This is a genomic window from Synechococcus sp. F70.1, assembly GCF_047502745.1.
GTDB lineage: Bacteria > Cyanobacteriota > Cyanobacteriia > Thermostichales > Thermostichaceae > Thermostichus.
In genome coordinates, this window is sequence record NZ_JANSJL010000116.1 from 1 (window position 1) to 14,643 (window position 14,643).

16 protein-coding genes are annotated in these 14,643 nt (G+C 60.6%); 3 read left to right on the forward strand and 13 right to left on the reverse strand.

Translation table 11 applies throughout. From position 1 onward, the window contains the following. The first annotated feature begins 329 nt into the window (after window positions 1-329). Together NW860_RS10835 and pheS are read left to right on the forward strand one after the other, a co-directional pair. The gene (locus NW860_RS10835; RefSeq protein WP_414412464.1) at window positions 330-941 is read left to right on the forward strand and encodes a chromophore lyase CpcT/CpeT; all 612 of its coding nucleotides are present in this window, start codon (window positions 330-332) and stop codon (window positions 939-941) included. 112 nt (window positions 942-1,053) lie between these two features. Next, window positions 1,054-2,055, forward strand: coding sequence for a phenylalanine--tRNA ligase subunit alpha (gene pheS, locus NW860_RS10840; RefSeq protein ID WP_414394371.1), 1,002 nt, complete (start codon window positions 1,054-1,056; stop codon window positions 2,053-2,055). Window positions 2,056-2,061: 6 nt separating this feature from the next. Here the strand turns inward: pheS and NW860_RS10845 are convergent, their stop codons facing one another. The 13 genes from NW860_RS10845 to NW860_RS10905 form a co-directional block, all read right to left on the reverse strand. Further along, window positions 2,062-2,355, reverse strand: a complete 294-nt coding sequence (locus NW860_RS10845) for a PipX family protein (protein WP_414393947.1) — start codon at window positions 2,353-2,355, stop codon at window positions 2,062-2,064. Window positions 2,356-2,456: 101 nt separating this feature from the next. Further along, the gene (locus NW860_RS10850; RefSeq protein ID WP_414393945.1) at window positions 2,457-3,038 is read right to left on the reverse strand and encodes a TIGR04376 family protein; all 582 of its coding nucleotides are present in this window, start codon (window positions 3,036-3,038) and stop codon (window positions 2,457-2,459) included. Window positions 3,039-3,150: 112 nt separating this feature from the next. Beyond that, entirely contained in the window at window positions 3,151-3,906 is a 756-nt protein-coding gene (locus tag NW860_RS10855) for an ABC transporter ATP-binding protein (protein ID WP_414393944.1), read from the reverse strand. 59 nt (window positions 3,907-3,965) lie between these two features. Next, window positions 3,966-5,726, reverse strand: a complete 1,761-nt coding sequence (locus NW860_RS10860) for an MBL fold metallo-hydrolase (protein ID WP_414514150.1) — start codon at window positions 5,724-5,726, stop codon at window positions 3,966-3,968. Between the two features lie 203 nt (window positions 5,727-5,929). Beyond that, window positions 5,930-7,423, reverse strand: coding sequence for a cellulose synthase (locus NW860_RS10865; protein ID WP_414514151.1), 1,494 nt, complete (start codon window positions 7,421-7,423; stop codon window positions 5,930-5,932). A gap of 93 nt (window positions 7,424-7,516) precedes the next feature. Further along, window positions 7,517-7,780, reverse strand: a complete 264-nt coding sequence (gene rpmA, locus NW860_RS10870) for a 50S ribosomal protein L27 (protein WP_414393939.1) — start codon at window positions 7,778-7,780, stop codon at window positions 7,517-7,519. Between the two features lie 37 nt (window positions 7,781-7,817). Further along, entirely contained in the window at window positions 7,818-8,210 is a 393-nt protein-coding gene (gene rplU, locus NW860_RS10875; protein WP_414393937.1) for a 50S ribosomal protein L21, read from the reverse strand. 102 nt (window positions 8,211-8,312) lie between these two features. Further along, window positions 8,313-9,062 (reverse strand): photosystem reaction center subunit H, encoded by a 750-nt coding sequence (locus NW860_RS10880; protein WP_414514152.1) that lies wholly within the window; start codon window positions 9,060-9,062, stop codon window positions 8,313-8,315. Between the two features lie 61 nt (window positions 9,063-9,123). Beyond that, window positions 9,124-9,405: a chaperone modulator CbpM gene (locus NW860_RS10885; RefSeq protein ID WP_414393933.1), complete on the reverse strand. Its 282-nt coding sequence runs from the start codon at window positions 9,403-9,405 to the stop codon at window positions 9,124-9,126. Next, a complete protein-coding gene (locus tag NW860_RS10890; RefSeq protein ID WP_414514154.1) occupies window positions 9,402-10,337 on the reverse strand; it encodes a DnaJ C-terminal domain-containing protein in 936 nt (311 codons plus the stop codon). The genes NW860_RS10885 and NW860_RS10890 overlap by 4 nt, the downstream gene beginning before the upstream one ends. Window positions 10,338-10,490: 153 nt before the next feature. Continuing rightward, a complete protein-coding gene (locus NW860_RS10895; RefSeq protein ID WP_414514155.1) occupies window positions 10,491-11,252 on the reverse strand; it encodes a ChaB family protein in 762 nt (253 codons plus the stop codon). Between the two features lie 244 nt (window positions 11,253-11,496). Further along, window positions 11,497-12,351, reverse strand: coding sequence for a M28 family peptidase (locus NW860_RS10900; protein ID WP_414514156.1), 855 nt, complete (start codon window positions 12,349-12,351; stop codon window positions 11,497-11,499). After that, complete coding sequence (locus NW860_RS10905; RefSeq protein ID WP_414514157.1) at window positions 12,351-13,130, reverse strand: HAD family hydrolase; 780 nt, start codon at window positions 13,128-13,130, stop codon at window positions 12,351-12,353. Before NW860_RS10905 ends, NW860_RS10900 begins: the two co-directional genes overlap by 1 nt. A gap of 112 nt (window positions 13,131-13,242) precedes the next feature. On the opposite strand from NW860_RS10905, the gene lpdA reads away from it, so the two are divergent. Further along, window positions 13,243-14,625, forward strand: a complete 1,383-nt coding sequence (gene lpdA / locus NW860_RS10910; protein WP_414514158.1) for a dihydrolipoyl dehydrogenase — start codon at window positions 13,243-13,245, stop codon at window positions 14,623-14,625. The last annotated feature ends 18 nt before the right edge of the window (window positions 14,626-14,643 follow it).

Below are 14,643 nucleotides of genomic sequence, written 5' to 3' on the forward strand. Positions count from 1 at the left end.
CAGCCCCAGATCTGCTCCTAGTGGGCAACTCTGGCCTTTTTGTCCAAATCCTTTGAGGCCTTGGTTTTTACAAAAAACAATGCTACTTTACATGAGTTTACCATATCAGGAACAACGACAGCCTTGCTCATGGCTTTGCAGTCAAGTCAAGAGGCCCCCTTCTGTATCCAAGTAAACCTTCTCATAAAGTACACATAATTTAATACTTGCGCCAGTCTCCTAGGCAAGGCAAAGCTGAGAGAAAATCTGAGCAGGCTTTCACCGGGAAAACGCGGCCCGGAAAACCCCAGACTTAGCCATGTAGTGGCCCCTACTCTGGCCTTGAGGCTATGGCGATCCAGTTGCAGCCCACCTTCTCTCCCGAGCTGCTGCAAATGGCGCGGTGGCTAGCGGGAGACTTCAGCAACCAAGAGCAAGCCTGGGAGAACCCGCCTTTTTTTGCCTCCATCCGGGTGGCTTATCGCCCCTTGCCAGCCGGTGTGTTGGCAGGGATCGGCTTTTATGTGGAGCAGGCCTACAGCGGCCATCTGGAGGAGCCCTATCGTCAGGCGGTGGTGGAGCTTACCCAAGTAGGGGACGGGATCGTGATTCGCAACTACCGTCCTCTGGAGCCCCAGCGGTGGCGGGGCTGTGCCCGCGAAAGAGCCGGGCAGCTCAGCCAATTGAGCCCTGCGGATCTGGCCTACCTGCCGGGGTGTGATGTGCATGTGAAGAGGCAGGGATCCCAGTTTGTCGGCACCACAGAGCCGGGGTGTCGCTGTTGGGTAGTGCGCAACGGCCAAACCACCTATTTGCAGACCACGCTGCAGTTGAGCGAAAGCGAGTTCTGCAGCCACGACCGAGGCATGGATCCAGTTACCCACCGCCAGGTGTGGGGGGCATTGGCAGGCCCTTTTCGCTTTCGCAAAGTTGTCGATTGGCAGAGGGAGCTGCTGCAGTAGGAGGCGCTGCAGGCAAAAATGATACGGTTGAAGAAGTGACCTAGCCCACAGCAGGGATCCTCCTTCCTAGCTGCCTGGCTGGGCTACCACAAGTGGGGGAATAACCGACTCCATGCAAGAGGAACAGGACATCCTGCGCCAACAGCTGCTCACCCTTCAGGAAGAAGCACTTGCCCAAGTGGCCCAGGCTGCCGAGCTAGACGCCCTGGAGCAAATCCGCATCGACTACCTGGGCAAGAAGGGAAAGCTCTCCAAGATCTTGGGGGGAATGGGGAAGCTGCCGCCGGAAGCAAGGCCAGCTATCGGAGCTTTGGCCAACAGCTTCAAAGAGGCCCTGCAATCCAGCCTGGAGGAGCGCAAACGGACCCTAGCTGAAGCCAAGCTCCAAGCCCGCCTAGAAGCAGAGCGTTTGGATGTCACTATGCCGGGGCCGCGCCGGCCGCTGGGCCGGGTTCACCCGCTGCAGGCCACCATTGACCGCATGCTCGACATCTTTGTGGGAATGGGCTATACGGTAGTCCATGGCCCGGAGATCGAGACGGAGTACTACAACTTCGAAGCCCTCAACACCCCTGCCGACCACCCGGCGCGGGACATGCAGGATACCCTCTATCTAGAAAAGGGCTATCTGATGCGCACCCAAACTTCTTCGGTGCAGGTGCGCTACATGGAGCAACACCAGCCGCCTCTGCGCATTGTCCACGCGGGACGGGTGATGCGCCGCGACAAGGTCGATGCCACCCACTCGGCCGTGTTTCACCAGGTGGAAATCTTGGCAGTAGGGGAAAACCTTACCTTCACTGACCTCAAGGGCACCCTCAAGGAGTTCGTGACTCGCCTGTTAGGCCAGCAGGAAACCCGCTTTCGGCCTAGCTACTTTCCCTTCACGGAGCCCTCGGCTGAAATGGACGTACGCTTTGGCTCCAAGTGGCTGGAGATTTTCGGCTGCGGCATGGTGGATCCCAATGTGTTTCAGGCAGTTGGCTATGACCCAGAGCGCTACACCGGCTTTGCGGCAGGGATCGGTGTCGAGCGGGTGGCCATGCTCCTGCACGGCGTTCAGGATATCCGGCTGTTCTACAGCAGCGACCTGCGCTTTCTGTCGCAATTCTAGAGCGGCTTAGGAAAAGGTGCGTTTGTAAACCAACTGCAGATGTTCCAGCTCGTCTTTGCGGTTGGCGCGGCGCAGCAAGCGCATCTGCTCTTCGAGAACTTGGCGGGCTTCGTTGCGGCTAATCGGGTCAAAGACCAATTCTTCCACAGCAGAGGGGTCGTCGTCAGCGGGGGGCTTGAAGTAGACCCGAAAAAACAGCCTTTGGGCATAAAGGGTGGTGAAGATGGCCTCCCCTTCGTTAACCTGACACAGGCCGTAGAGCAGACCAAATGTGGGGTGATTTAGATAGAACTCTTTCATGCGCAATAGCGTACCACTCTTGGGCCGCTCTTGGGGGAAGGAACTTGTTTCAAAGACAGCATCACCGGGGCTATAAGAAAGAGTTTTTCACGAGGAAGCCGTTATTGCCGCCGCTGTTCCTGCACCTTCTTTCTTATGGTGTCCAATTCTTTTTCCACTTCGAGCTGCATCTCCAGCCGCCGAAATTCCTCCTCCAACTTATCCTCAAACAGACTGCCCCAGGGGTTGAACTTCCGATCCGGCTCGCTGGCCTTCTGGGTTTGGGCGGCTTTGACTTCTTGCAGCTTGGTGCGCACCTCTTGGCGGCGCTGGGCAATTTGCGGCAGCAGAGCTTCCAGTTGCCGGATTCTCTCCTCCAGAGCCTTCCCTTGGTTGAATAACCGGCTCCCTTGCTCCAAAAGCTCGGCTTCCCGTCGGCGCGCTCCCTCAGCCAGATCCGGGCGGTTGGCCCGTTCGGCCTTTTCGATGCGAAAGTGCCAGGTCTTGATTTCCTCTGCCAACTGGAGAATGCTGCGCTGGAGAGCTTGCCGCTGGGCAAGGCTTTCCTGGAGCAGCTGCCGAGTTTCTTCTTCTTGCTGGCGCAATTCCTCGGCAAGGAGCTGCAGCTCAATCTCCGGATGGGCTCTGAGGAATTCCTCTAGGCGGGTTTCCAAAAACCGGCTGATATCTTCAATGAGTCCCATAAGTTTGCTAGAGGCTCAGGGGATTGTGTTTAGACTAGCGCAAGCTAGCTAGTCCTAGAGAGGAGGAAGCCGGCCAGTCCTCAAGAGCCCAATTGTTCAGGCAGGTCCAGGTCTAGGGCAGCAAATGTCCATCGGCAACGTGGATGAGGCGCTGGGCGGCCCGCGCCACCTCTAGGTCATGGGTAACTACGACGAGAGTAATGCCCTGGCTGTGGAGCTCGGCAAAAAGGCTGAGCACTTCCTGGGCGGTGCGCCTGTCCAGGGCGCCAGTCGGCTCATCGGCCAAAAGCAGTTGTGGCCGGTTAACAATGGCGCGGGCAATCGCCACCCTCTGCTGCTGGCCGCCAGAGAGCTGGGCTGGGCGCTGGTGGAGTTTACTTCCCAAGCCCACTTGTTCTAGAGCCTGTTTAGCTCGCCGGCGCTGTTCTGACTCGGGGATCCCGGCATAGGCCAGGGGCAGCATCACGTTCTCCAGGGCGGTTAAGACGGGCAGGAGGTGAAACTGCTGGAAGACAAAGCCAATTTTTTGGTTGCGAATCCGGGCCAGCTCCCCATCCGGCAGGGCAGAGACTTCCACGCCGTCTAGCCAGTAGCGCCCCGAGCTAGGCCGATCCAAGCAGCCCATGAGGTTCATCAGGGTGGACTTGCCGGAGCCCGAGGGTCCCATGATGGCGCAATACTCTCCCGGCCAGATTGTCAGGTTGATGTCGTAGAGAGCCTGGAAACTGCCCTCTAGCAGCGGGTAGACTTTGTTAACCCCCACCATTTGCACCAAGGGCAGGCGGGTTGGGGCCAGGGTCTCGGCGGGACGCTCCAGGGATCCAACCGCCCCCTGGCGACGATCTGCCCAGGGTTGTTGCTCGAGCATGGTTGACACCGCAACTGGCCCCATTCTAGCCGGCTTTTGGGCGGCGACTGCCCTGGGCACTAGCCGGAAGAGCAGATCTCCCGCGGTTGGTGATAGGGGCAGCTCCCCTGGGGATCTACCTGGAGGCGGTAGAGGGGGGAGCGCTCTTGATCGCAGCGAAGAACTTGGGTGTGGGCGGACAAGCTCTGGCGGGCAAAGCGGCAGCTCTGGCACCTCATGCCCCCGGCAGCGAAGATAGGGACGGGCTTGGGGCGCAGCACAAGGCCAGAGGAGGGGGCAACCTCCGCCGGCCGGATCAGCTCTCGCGGCGAAAGGCCGCGCAGCACCAGTTCGGATCCCTGCCAGCGAGCCTCCACCAAGCCGGTCTCAGCCCAGGCGGCCCAGCGAGGATCCTCGGTAATCTGGGGGGGTAGGCGCACCTGAACCCCGGCCAAGGAGCGAGGCGAGCCCTGTTCCTGCCAGATCTCCTCCACCTCCCCCTCGTAGCGCACGCCGGGATCCCTGAGGAACTCGGACGGTTTGACCAAGGTTTGCAGACGGCTGTCGACCAGCTCCAGCCAATGGCCAGGCCGGGGGCAGTGGACATGGTAACGGTTGCACAGCTCGGGCAGATCCGCCAGCTCCTGCGCTTGCTGGGGGCTGGCGTGCACCAAAACCACATGTTGGGGGCGAAAGGTGTGGACGATCTGGGCAAGATGCCCAACATCGTTGTGGCTGTGCCAGGCCAACCACTCCACTTCAATGCGGGAGCGCAGCGGCGCTGGCCACTGCTCCAACGGCGTAGCTAGCTCCACTTCCGGCAGCCGCAGCAGCAGGCAGGAGCGCTGCGGTTGGGCCAACAGGCGTAACCAGATGGGCTCCCAGGCCTCCGGATCGGCATCGGCGTCGCACAGCAACAGGCCCTGGGGCAAGGGATCCACCGCTGTAAGGGGCTGCACCCGCGGCTGCAGGCGGTCTTCCCAGAACAAGGGCTGGTAGGTGGCAAAATTGCGCACGGGCTCCGGCAGGTAGGGGAGCAAGCGTTCGTAGAGATCGCAGCCTGCAGCTAGGCCTGGCGCCACCCACACCGTCAGCTCCTGGGAAGCTTGGGTAAAGCGGTGGTGAGCTTTGAGGAGGAAAATCAACTCCTGGCCCAACCCCAGCACTGGCAGCGGGAACAGCACCGTCTGGCCTGCAGCCAAGGCGCCAAGCAGGCGCTCCACCAGGCGGTTTTCCAGATGGCGACGGGGTGGATGGCGAGTAGAGCCCAGGGAGGCCTCGATGAGCAGCACATCCGGCTGCCAATGGCGCAAGGCGCTCAGATCCAAGCCAGGGGCAAAGCGAGTTGAGGCCAGGGAGCAGTCGCCAGTGTACAGGCAGGTTTGAGCTGGAGTAGTCCGGGTATTTTGCAACAGGGTTGCCGCTGCCCCCGGCAGGTGCCCGGCGGTAAAGAAGGTGAGCATCAAGTGAGGCAAGATCTCCCGCGCCTGGCCAAAAGGCAGCGCCCGAAAAGGAGGAAAGCGAATCTCCCGGTCGTAGTCTGGCCAGATGCCGCGCTCCCAGAGGCCGCTGGCCAAATGAGCCGTCACCGGGGTGGCGTAAATGGGCACCTGTGGGTAGCGGCGATAAAAGCCAGGTAGCCCCTGCACATGGTCAAAGTGGGCATGGCTGCAGATAACAGCATCGGGGATCCCTGGCAAGGCTTTGAGGAGAGCGGGAGCAGGCAAGCCACAATCGAGAAGCAAACGGTAGGATCCCATCTCCAGCCAGTAGGCACAGCCCTGCCGGCGGGGATCTGTGCCTAGGGGGAATAGTCGAAGGGGAGGTCTCTTTGACTCCACAGGTGCGTTGTCTTCGGTTGTCTTTTAGAAGAGCACGCTCAAGCTTTGCCAAACCCACGGAGAGCTTAGGTGGAGACCTCTGCTCTCCATCCGTCCATGGAGGCAGTCTCTGGCACTTCGCCCTATCGATAGCGCTATTGCTTCTCCAGTTCCAGCATAGCTTTTGGCCTCTGCCTGCCTCCAGCCAGCTAAGAGCTTCCACTTTAGGAGTTGGGGAGTGCATCTGAGATCTCTGCTGGCGCCGGGTTGCGGCTACCCAAGGCAAAGCCGGCAAAATCGTGGTCGTCCGGGCGCACCGTCAGGATCATCAGGTTGTAGAAGGCCCAGACCAGGCCAAACAGCAGCTCTAGCCAGGTTGGATCCCAGTTGCCAGCAAAGCGCAGGGATCCTACCCCCATTGCTGCTAGGGTCAACGCAATGGCCAAGGCCTGCGGGCCAAGAGAGAGTTGGGATGGCTGCTCGGGATAGGGAGGCACCCCCCGCATTGCCTGCACCAACGCCTGGATGGACTGGAAAAACTGGCTACCTGTCTGGCGTTCTGACTGCCACGCAGCCCCCCACCGAGAGGGAGGAAAGGCCAACAGCCAGCTGAGCCGCCCCAGCAGGGCATAGGGCAGAAACCAGGCAAAAAAAACCCTGTCAAAGGCCGGCACTGGCATCCAGCCCGTCCAGAGGAAGAGGATCGGCACCGCCAAATAGGCTAGCTCCGCCGCCCCTCCAGCGGCCCAGAGGGCCAGCCACAGGTACTGAAAGCGCTGCTGCTGGGTGGTCGGCTTGCCCCAGAAGGGATTTTCCCGCAAGGCCGAAAAAATGGCCAGCAGAGCCACGCGGCGGTTGCGCAAGGGTAACAAAGCGCCGGTGACCTGGGCTTGGCGAGCCAGGTAGGACTGCCAGCCGCGACAGTGCATCTGACACCCCAACTGCACAGGACGGCGAATGTCGATGTGCGGGATCCCCTCCAGGGCCGCCCGCCGAATGAGACAGCCGGATCCCAATAGCGGCGCTGCCTGGTAGCCGTGGGATCCCACCGCCAGCAGTTGCTGCAGGGGGTGAACGGCCTGGGGCCGACCTAGGGTGCGCAGCATGGCCTGGACAAAGCCGGTTGAGTTGGCGATGGGGGCCCGCTCTGGAAAGTCGTAAAACAGAGGCAAAGTCTGCCACAAAAAGTCCGGCTCGACAAAATGGCCTGGCTGCAGTAGCAGCAGGTACTCTCCTTGCAGATGGCCGGATCTCAGTAGGTAGGCTAGAGGATCGGTCGTGGGGCTGGGGCAAGGCCAGTACTCGCAGGGAATGGCCTGCGCCACCTTGGCCATTTCCCTGTCTTCAACCCGATCCACAATGTGGACAAATAGCCGCTCCCAGGGGTAATCCAAGCGTAGGGCTGAGAGCACCGTCTGCCGAGTGGCCTCCAGAGAATCCCGCTGACGTATGACCAGCACGTCCACCCGCGGCAGCTGAGAAAACGCCGGCTGCAGAACCTCGGGAGAGGGAAGGGTCTCGCTCGGCACCTGGGCGTAGCGGCTAAGGGTAAACCCCACTGCTGCCAGCCAGACATAGGCCTCCGCACCCCAAAACAAAAGGGATCCCAGACCTGTCAGCCCCTCGGTAATCCGCCAGTAAAGATAGGCCACCCCGGCAATGAGGTGCAGCAACCCCACCCAACGAAACAAATGCGCCCGCACCCCCCTCGATCTCACAGGCACTCTCCACATTGGGCACTGGGCCAAACTGGGATCCCTTCCCCTGCACAAGAGCAGGCTGGGGGACAGGTTGCTTGGAAAAATCGCTGCCTATTGCGCAGCCACGGGGTAAACGCTCACCTTCTGCCGCCGTTTGCCGTAGCGCTCAAAGGTAACAATGCCTGTAGCTACCGCAAACAAGGTGTCATCTCTACCAATGCGCACGTTCACCCCTGGGTGGAACTTGGTGCCCCGTTGCCTGACCAGGATATAGCCGGGATGAACCAGCTCGCCGCCAAAGCACTTCACACCCAACCGCTTGGAATTGGAGTCACGGCCGTTGCGGGTGCTGCCCGTTCCTTTTTTATGAGCCATAGCGCCTCCTATGCACCTGTGTTGCCGCTGAAAACTTCTAGTTCTCCGCCGCAGGGATCCCTGGCTCTGGAGCAGGCTGCGAAGTTGCTGGGGCTGTGGCTAGTGGCGTCCCGTTTAGTTCGATGGACTCAATGAGCACACGGGTCAAGAGCTGACGATGGCCTCTTTTCCTGCGGGTTCCCTTCTTCGGCCTCATCTTGTAGACGATGATTTTGTTGCCTCGGCGGTGCTGCAAAACCCGCGCCCTCACCACCGCCTCGGGAATGTAGGGACGCCCTAGGGTTACTTGTCCCTCGTGGTTGATCAACAAGACCTGGGAGAGGGCCAAAGAGCTGTTTTCCTCTGTGTCAGGCAGGTGATCGATGTCGTAAAAGCGCCCCGCCTCTACCCAAAGCTGCTTGCCACTGGTTTCCACAATCGCGTAGGTCATGCCTTTTCCTTGCCGTACAGGTGCCCCTGCGGGTCTTAAAACCTGATCCGAGCATTGACAGCGACTTATAATTCTAGCGGAAAAACTTGCTTCCTGTCAGCTTCATTCGGTCAGCTTTTCCCAAGCGGCCTGGAGGGCAGCTTGCATGCGCTGGGCAGCCCGTTTAAGGCGCTGCTGCCAGCTTTCCCATTTCTGCTGTAGGAACTCTGCCGCCTCATCCAGCAGGGAAAGGTCGAACTTGCCCCCTTTGGCTAGCTCGTCCCGCACTTGCTTGACCTTGACGCGCACTACCTCGGGCGGATCCTGCGGGCTGACTAGGGCTTTGAGGCGATCCCCCATGCGCTGGATGAGCTGCTTGACTTGGCGAGACTTTTCGCTCCAAAAGTTCTTTAGGCCCTCGGCCTCCGATTGGAGTCGCTGGGGAGCATCTTCCTTGACTACCACCGCGTCCACGTCGATGGCCTCTACGTCCTCAGGCAGGAGAACGGCGCGCCCCCCCCAAGGCTCGGCAATGCTGCCACCCAGAATATAAGCGGCAATCGCTCCAGTCTCCCAGTCAAAGAGAAAATCCTCAATCCAGCCGACCTCTCGATTCCCAATGCGCACTGTGCGACGGTAAAGAGAGCTGATGGGGGTTAGGGGGGTATCAAAAACGGTAGAGTAGGTCAGCAGCGCGTCTGGCCCGATGAGAGAAATCTGCTCCAGGGGGGTGTACCCCTGCTGGCTGGTGAAGTAGCATACCCGCCCTGTTGGGTCAACCCAGACTTCTTCTACAGTGCCCAGGGCTGTGGCAGTGCTGCCATCTATGGCCAGCAGGCCCACCACTTGGCTGCGTCGGACGATTTGTTCCATACAGAAGTTCTCCTGAAGTTGACAAGCAGCGGGGTTCAAGGGGGCTAAAGCCTTGGGCTGCTTAGCCTCCACGGTAGTAGTGTAGCTGCGCCCTAAGGCGGGCAATTTCCTGGGCCATGTCCAAAACCATGGCCGCCCCGACCCAGTTAAGGCCCAAGTCGCGATGCAGGCGGGTCATCTGGATTAAGCGCCGCAGTTGCTGGGGGTTGAGGTAGCAGCTTTCGGCTTCCACCAGGCCTTGCCCGAGCAACCACTCCAGCAGGTGAGGAGGGATCCCGGCTACTTCACTTGCCTGCTCGAAGGTATAGAGCCGCTCCTCCACCCGCACAATGGCCAGGCTCATAGACTCACCTCCTGCAGCCGGGCGCGGGGATCCCAGCTTCGATTTTGCCGCAGTTTTTCGTAGAGATCCCGCTCAGTTGGGGAAAGGGATTTGGGCGTGACGACCTTCAGCCGCACCAGCAGGTCACTTCGCTGGCCTTGGGGATCCCGCCAACCTTGGCCGCGCAGCCGCAGGGTTTGGCCACTGTCTACCCCGGCAGGGATCCTCAGTTGCACGCGACCCGTGGGGGTGGGCACTTCCGCCGTGCCGCCTAAAACCGCCTCGTCAGGGGTGATGGGCAGCTCGCAAACCAGGTTGTCGCCCTCGAAGCGGAAGAAGGGGTGGGGGGGCAGCTCCAGGGTGAGGTAGAGATCTCCTCTTGGGCCGCCAAAGGGGCTATATTGACCCTTGCCCTTGACGCGGAGGCGGCTGCCCGGTTTGGCGCCGGGGGGGATGCGGATGGTGAGGGTTTCGCCGTCCACGCTTAGCCGCTTTTGGGTGCCGTGGAAAGCTTCTGCCCAGGTGAGGCCCAGGGTGCCCTCCACATCCTGCCCCGGCAGATCCACCGAGACGAACGGCCCAAACCCGGTGGTGAAGCCCTGAAAGCCGCCGCGGCGGGATCCCATGCGGCCCAACAGCTCGTTGATAAACTCCTCGAAGCTGGTGTACTGGGCGAAGCCCTCCATGCCGGGCATTCCAGCCGCAGAGCCGGCACCCACCCGCTGCCAGTACTGGCCAAACTGGTCGTAGCGCCGCCGCTTGTCTGGATCGGAGAGCACCTCGTAGGCTTCGTTGATTTCCTTGAAGCGCTCCTCGGCTGCTTTGTTGCCGGGGTTCACGTCGGGGTGATACTGGCGAGCCAGCTTGCGATAGGCGCGCTTGATTTCCTCGGCAGAGGCATCTCTGCTGACGCCCAGGATCTTGTAGTAATCCTTGAAGTCACTCGCAGCCATAGGCTCACCCCTGCAAGGTTAGGTTAGAGTTTTTCGGGCTATTCTCAGGATATAAGGTTGCAGCTAAGAAATTGGAGCAGACCCAGAACACGTACAGGCAGAGCGGCGAGATGGCGCTTTACTGTGCTCTTGCTACTTCGGAAACTTTTTGGGCTAGGGCTTGCGTTTGGAGAAGATCCCTTTCTCATCTCGTGTGAAAATTTGCTTGACCTTTTCCCAAGCTTTGAGGAGTGCATGGGTGGAGTTATTGCCCTCTTGTTTGGCTTGGTTGTAGGCTTCCACAAAGGTTTGCTGCGCTTCTTCCGAGAGGTCAGCGCGGATTTCCGGCGAGATGCTCTCTGGGGTTAAGTCTCCCTCTGGCTCACCGGGCAAGTTCAAGTCGGCAATGGAAACTTCCTCTCCGCCAGCACTCTGCAGCAGCAAGTAAATTTCGCCCGACTTCTCTTCCGGTACTTGCACCACCAACAAGAACTCGCCCGCCTGTACCCGGGTTTGGTAGATGGCGGCTTTCTCCTGCGGCATACCCAAGGCAATCAGGGCGGATCCCAGGCCCGCTCCCAGTGCTCCGTACAAAGCGCCGCCCGTTGCCCCCAACAAAGCGGCTCCCAGAGGCCCAGCGGCCACCACTGCCCCCAAAAAGGGAATGAACAGCACCCCCACGCCAGTGAGCAGCCCCAGCAGGGATCCGAACAGGGATCCATAGATGGCCCCATTGGTCAGACCGTCCAGAACCACCTCTTTGCGGGTGATAAACCCGGTAATTTTGGCTTCGGTTTGAAAGTTGCGGCCAATAATGGAGATGCGATCGTTGGGAATGCCACGGTTCAAAAGCCGCTGGATACACTCTCGCACCTTGCCCTCTTCTTTGAAGGTGGCGGAAACACACTTTTTGGGAGCTTGGGCAAAAGCGCTCATACGCAATCTCCTGCTGAGTTTTACAGTGCCAAGGCAGGTTTTTTAACCTTTTCCCTGCTACTACTCTCGTCTATTGTCTCCCCTCTTCAACAAAGGATCCAGTCGCAGAATCGCGAACCCCCTGGAGAAATCTCCGTACTGAGGATGCCAACTCTACCCTTACCCCCAGCCTCCTTCCAGGAGAGGGGAGTTGGGATTCAACGCACGCTACTTGCTGCCGGAATGACTGGGGGGTTTGGAGGAGCTATAGCAAGCAGATCCCGGCCATCAAGCCCTGGCAGACCCCCGTCAGGAAGTCTTGATCTAGGGTTTCGAGGGTGTCGCTTGGCTTGTGGTAGTGGGGGTTGCGCAAGAAGGCGGTGTCGGTAACCATAACGGCGGCGTAGCCCGCATCCCAAAAGGGGGAGTGGTCGCTCAGGCGAGTGGCAGGTAGGATCAAGCCTCGCTGCCCGGCCAGCAGCCAGCAACAAGGGATCCCCGCTTTTTGAAAATCACGCTGCAGCTTGAGCAGATCCCCCCAGGTGGGCCAGTTGCCGATGAGACCGATGTAATCTCCCCGGTTGGGGTAGAGCTTCTCAAGGCCAGCGGGGTAGCGTTGGGATCCGGGGGCGGGATCCCGGTAGCCCAGCATCTCCAACGACAGCATTAGCCGCAGGGGCTGGCGCTGTTGTCTGAGAAAGCGGGCGTAGGCTGTGCTGCCCACCATTCCCCGCTCTTCCAGGTCGAAGGCCACCAGCCACAGAGGAGAAGGGGCAGGGTCAGCAGCAAAATGGCGGGCCAATTCCAGCAGTACCGCCACGCCGCTGGCGTTGTCGTCGGCTCCAGGGGTTGCCGGAGCGGCGTCAAAGTGGGCTCCCACCAGGATAGGCGGCCGACCCGGGCGGGATCCGGGCAACTTCAAGATCCAGTTGCAGTGCTGGCGGCCGTTGGCCTCAAAGGGGAAAGGCTCCACCGGGCCGCACTCGGAAAGCTGTTTTTGGATATACTGCTCCACCTGCCGGTGGCCCAAAGGCGACCAGTCGGGATCGCGGGGCTGGGCTACCTGGCGCAGATGAGCCTCTAGGCGCCGCTGCAGGTCTTCGCTCCCCACCTCCGGCATCAGTTTTCTACCTCAGAGTGGATGGCTTGGGCGTGAACCTGGCGGGCCAGCTCCAGGCTGAAGTAACTGTGGGATCCCACCGTTCCCGCCAACACCCGAAACGGATCCTCAGGCTCCCCCAGGTGATCCAACACCAAAGCTGCCCCGGAAAAATCCTGATCCCGGGTATAGTCGTTTACCGTCACCACAGTGGGGACCCCCGCTTGTTGGGCAGAGCGCAGCCCATTCTCCGAGTCTTCAAAGGCCAGGCAGGCCTGGGGGGGCAGCCCCATCTGTTCCAGGGTGTAGAAGTAGATGTCGGGGGCGGGCTTTTTGGCGGGGACAATATCGCCGGCAGCGATCACTTCAAACCAGCCCAGGCTCTCCGGCAGGGTCTGCTCCAAGAGGGCCGTCACGTTTTCCGGCGTGGTGGTGGTGGCGATGGCCAGACGGATCCCGGCGGCCCTGGCTTCCTGCAAGAGGCGCTTGACGCCGGGGCGTAGAGGGATCCCCCCTTGGGCCAACAAAGCTGTGTAGTGGCGAGTTTTAGCCTGGTGCAGCCGGGCTATCAGGGCCGTCAGGTCTTCCTCGGCAGGCAGTGGCGGCTGGCAGGTCTCGATGAAGTGGCGAATGCGCTCTTTGCCGCCTGTGATAGCCAGGAGCTGGCCGTAGAGCTCCACCGACCAGTGCCAGTCCAACTCTGCCTCAGCAAAGGCCGCGTTAAAGGCCACGCGGTGCCCATCCCGCTCTGTATCTGCCAGCGTGCCATCCACGTCGAAAATCAAAGCTTGCAGCTCCATCCGGCCAGCCTCTGGTCAAGGGGGCAAGCCACCCTATGCTAGATCCTCTTAGCCGGTTCCTAGGAAGGCCAACAAGATGAGAAAATGAGGCACCGGTTATCCAAGTCTCGCCATGAGCTTTGACTTTGACTTGATCATCATCGGTGCTGGCGTTGGCGGCCACGGCGCGGCGTTGCATGCCGTCGAGTCCGGCCTAAAAACCGCCATCGTCGAGTGCGCCGAAATGGGCGGCACCTGCATCAATCGCGGCTGCATCCCCTCCAAGGCGCTGCTGGCCGCCTCAGGACGCCTGCGGGAACTGCGAAACAGCTCCCAGCTAGGGCTGCAGGTGGGATCCGTCCAGGCTGACCGGGAGGCGATTGCCGCCCACGCTGCCCAGGTGGTGGAGAAGCTCCGCGCCGACATGACCCGCTCGCTGGAAAAGCTGGGGGTAACGATCCTGCGGGGACGAGGCAGGCTGGCAGGGCTGCAAACGGTCGAAGTGCAGGGGGAAGGAGGATCCCAGACCTACACAGCGCGGGACATTATCTTGGCTACGGGTTCTCGACCCCTCGTGCCGCCGGGGATCCAGGTGGATGGCCGCACGGTGTTTACCAGCGACGAGGCGGTACGGCTGGAGTGGATCCCAGAGCGGCTGGCCATCATCGGCAGCGGCTACATTGGCCAGGAGTTTGCCGACGTCTACACGGCGCTGGGATCCCAGGTGATCCTCATCGAAGCCCTGGAGACGCTGATGCCAGCCTTTGACCCCGACATTGCCCGCCTGGCCCAGCGGGTGCTGATTAAGCCCAGGCAAATCCAGACCTACGTGGGGATCACGGCCAAGCAGGTGATCCCTGGCCAGCCAGTAACGATTCACCTCTCCAACGGCGAGACGCTGCAGGTGGATGGTTGTCTGGTGGCCGCTGGGCGGATCCCGGTCTCAGAGGAACTGGGCCTAGCAGAGCTAGGGGTGGAGTTAGACAAGCGCGGCTTTGTGCCGGTGGATAGCCGCATGGCCACGGAGTTGCCTCACCTGTGGGCCATTGGCGACGTGACGGGCAAGATGATGTTGGCCCACGCGGCAGCAGCCCAGGGGAGGGTGGCGGTGGAAAACATCTGTGGCCGCCCTGCTTACATGGATTACCTGAGCATCCCGGCAGCAGTGTTCACCCACCCTGAGATGGGCTTTGTGGGGCTAACCGAGCCCCAAGCCAAAGCCGAGGGCTATAGCGTGGGCACGGTGCGCACCTACTTTGGCGGCAACTCCAAGGCCATTGCCTCTGGCGAGACTGAGGGCATGGTGAAGCTGGTCTTCGACAAGGAGACGGGGCTTTTGCTGGGATCCCACATCTTTGGTCCCCACGCAGCGGATCTCATCCACGAGGCGGCCCAGGCCATTGCCCGCCGCGCCACGGTGCAAGAACTGGCTCGCCTGGTGCATGTTCACCCCACCCTGGCAGAGACGCTGGAAGAAGCTTACCGGCGAGCTGCCCACAGCTTGGCAGTGGCCTAGCCAGCAGGTTTCCCCTCC

Excerpts from the sequence above, each read along its gene's own strand:
- pheS (WP_414394371.1), top strand. The coding sequence starts at position 1,054 with ATGCAAGAGGAACAGGACATCCTGCGCCAACAGCTGCTCACCCTTCAG.
- NW860_RS10890 (WP_414514154.1), bottom strand. The coding sequence starts at position 10,337 with ATGGCTGCGAGTGACTTCAAGGATTACTACAAGATCCTGGGCGTCAGC.
- NW860_RS10880 (WP_414514152.1), bottom strand. The coding sequence starts at position 9,062 with ATGGAACAAATCGTCCGACGCAGCCAAGTGGTGGGCCTGCTGGCCATA.
- NW860_RS10895 (WP_414514155.1), bottom strand. The coding sequence starts at position 11,252 with ATGAGCGCTTTTGCCCAAGCTCCCAAAAAGTGTGTTTCCGCCACCTTC.
- NW860_RS10900 (WP_414514156.1), bottom strand. The coding sequence starts at position 12,351 with ATGCCGGAGGTGGGGAGCGAAGACCTGCAGCGGCGCCTAGAGGCTCAT.
- lpdA (WP_414514158.1), top strand. The coding sequence starts at position 13,243 with ATGAGCTTTGACTTTGACTTGATCATCATCGGTGCTGGCGTTGGCGGC.
- NW860_RS10845 (WP_414393947.1), bottom strand. The coding sequence starts at position 2,355 with ATGAAAGAGTTCTATCTAAATCACCCCACATTTGGTCTGCTCTACGGC.
- rpmA (WP_414393939.1), bottom strand. The coding sequence starts at position 7,780 with ATGGCTCATAAAAAAGGAACGGGCAGCACCCGCAACGGCCGTGACTCC.
- NW860_RS10855 (WP_414393944.1), bottom strand. The coding sequence starts at position 3,906 with ATGCTCGAGCAACAACCCTGGGCAGATCGTCGCCAGGGGGCGGTTGGA.
- NW860_RS10850 (WP_414393945.1), bottom strand. The coding sequence starts at position 3,038 with ATGGGACTCATTGAAGATATCAGCCGGTTTTTGGAAACCCGCCTAGAG.
- NW860_RS10885 (WP_414393933.1), bottom strand. The coding sequence starts at position 9,405 with ATGAGCCTGGCCATTGTGCGGGTGGAGGAGCGGCTCTATACCTTCGAG.
- NW860_RS10835 (WP_414412464.1), top strand. The coding sequence starts at position 330 with ATGGCGATCCAGTTGCAGCCCACCTTCTCTCCCGAGCTGCTGCAAATG.
- NW860_RS10905 (WP_414514157.1), bottom strand. The coding sequence starts at position 13,130 with ATGGAGCTGCAAGCTTTGATTTTCGACGTGGATGGCACGCTGGCAGAT.
- rplU (WP_414393937.1), bottom strand. The coding sequence starts at position 8,210 with ATGACCTACGCGATTGTGGAAACCAGTGGCAAGCAGCTTTGGGTAGAG.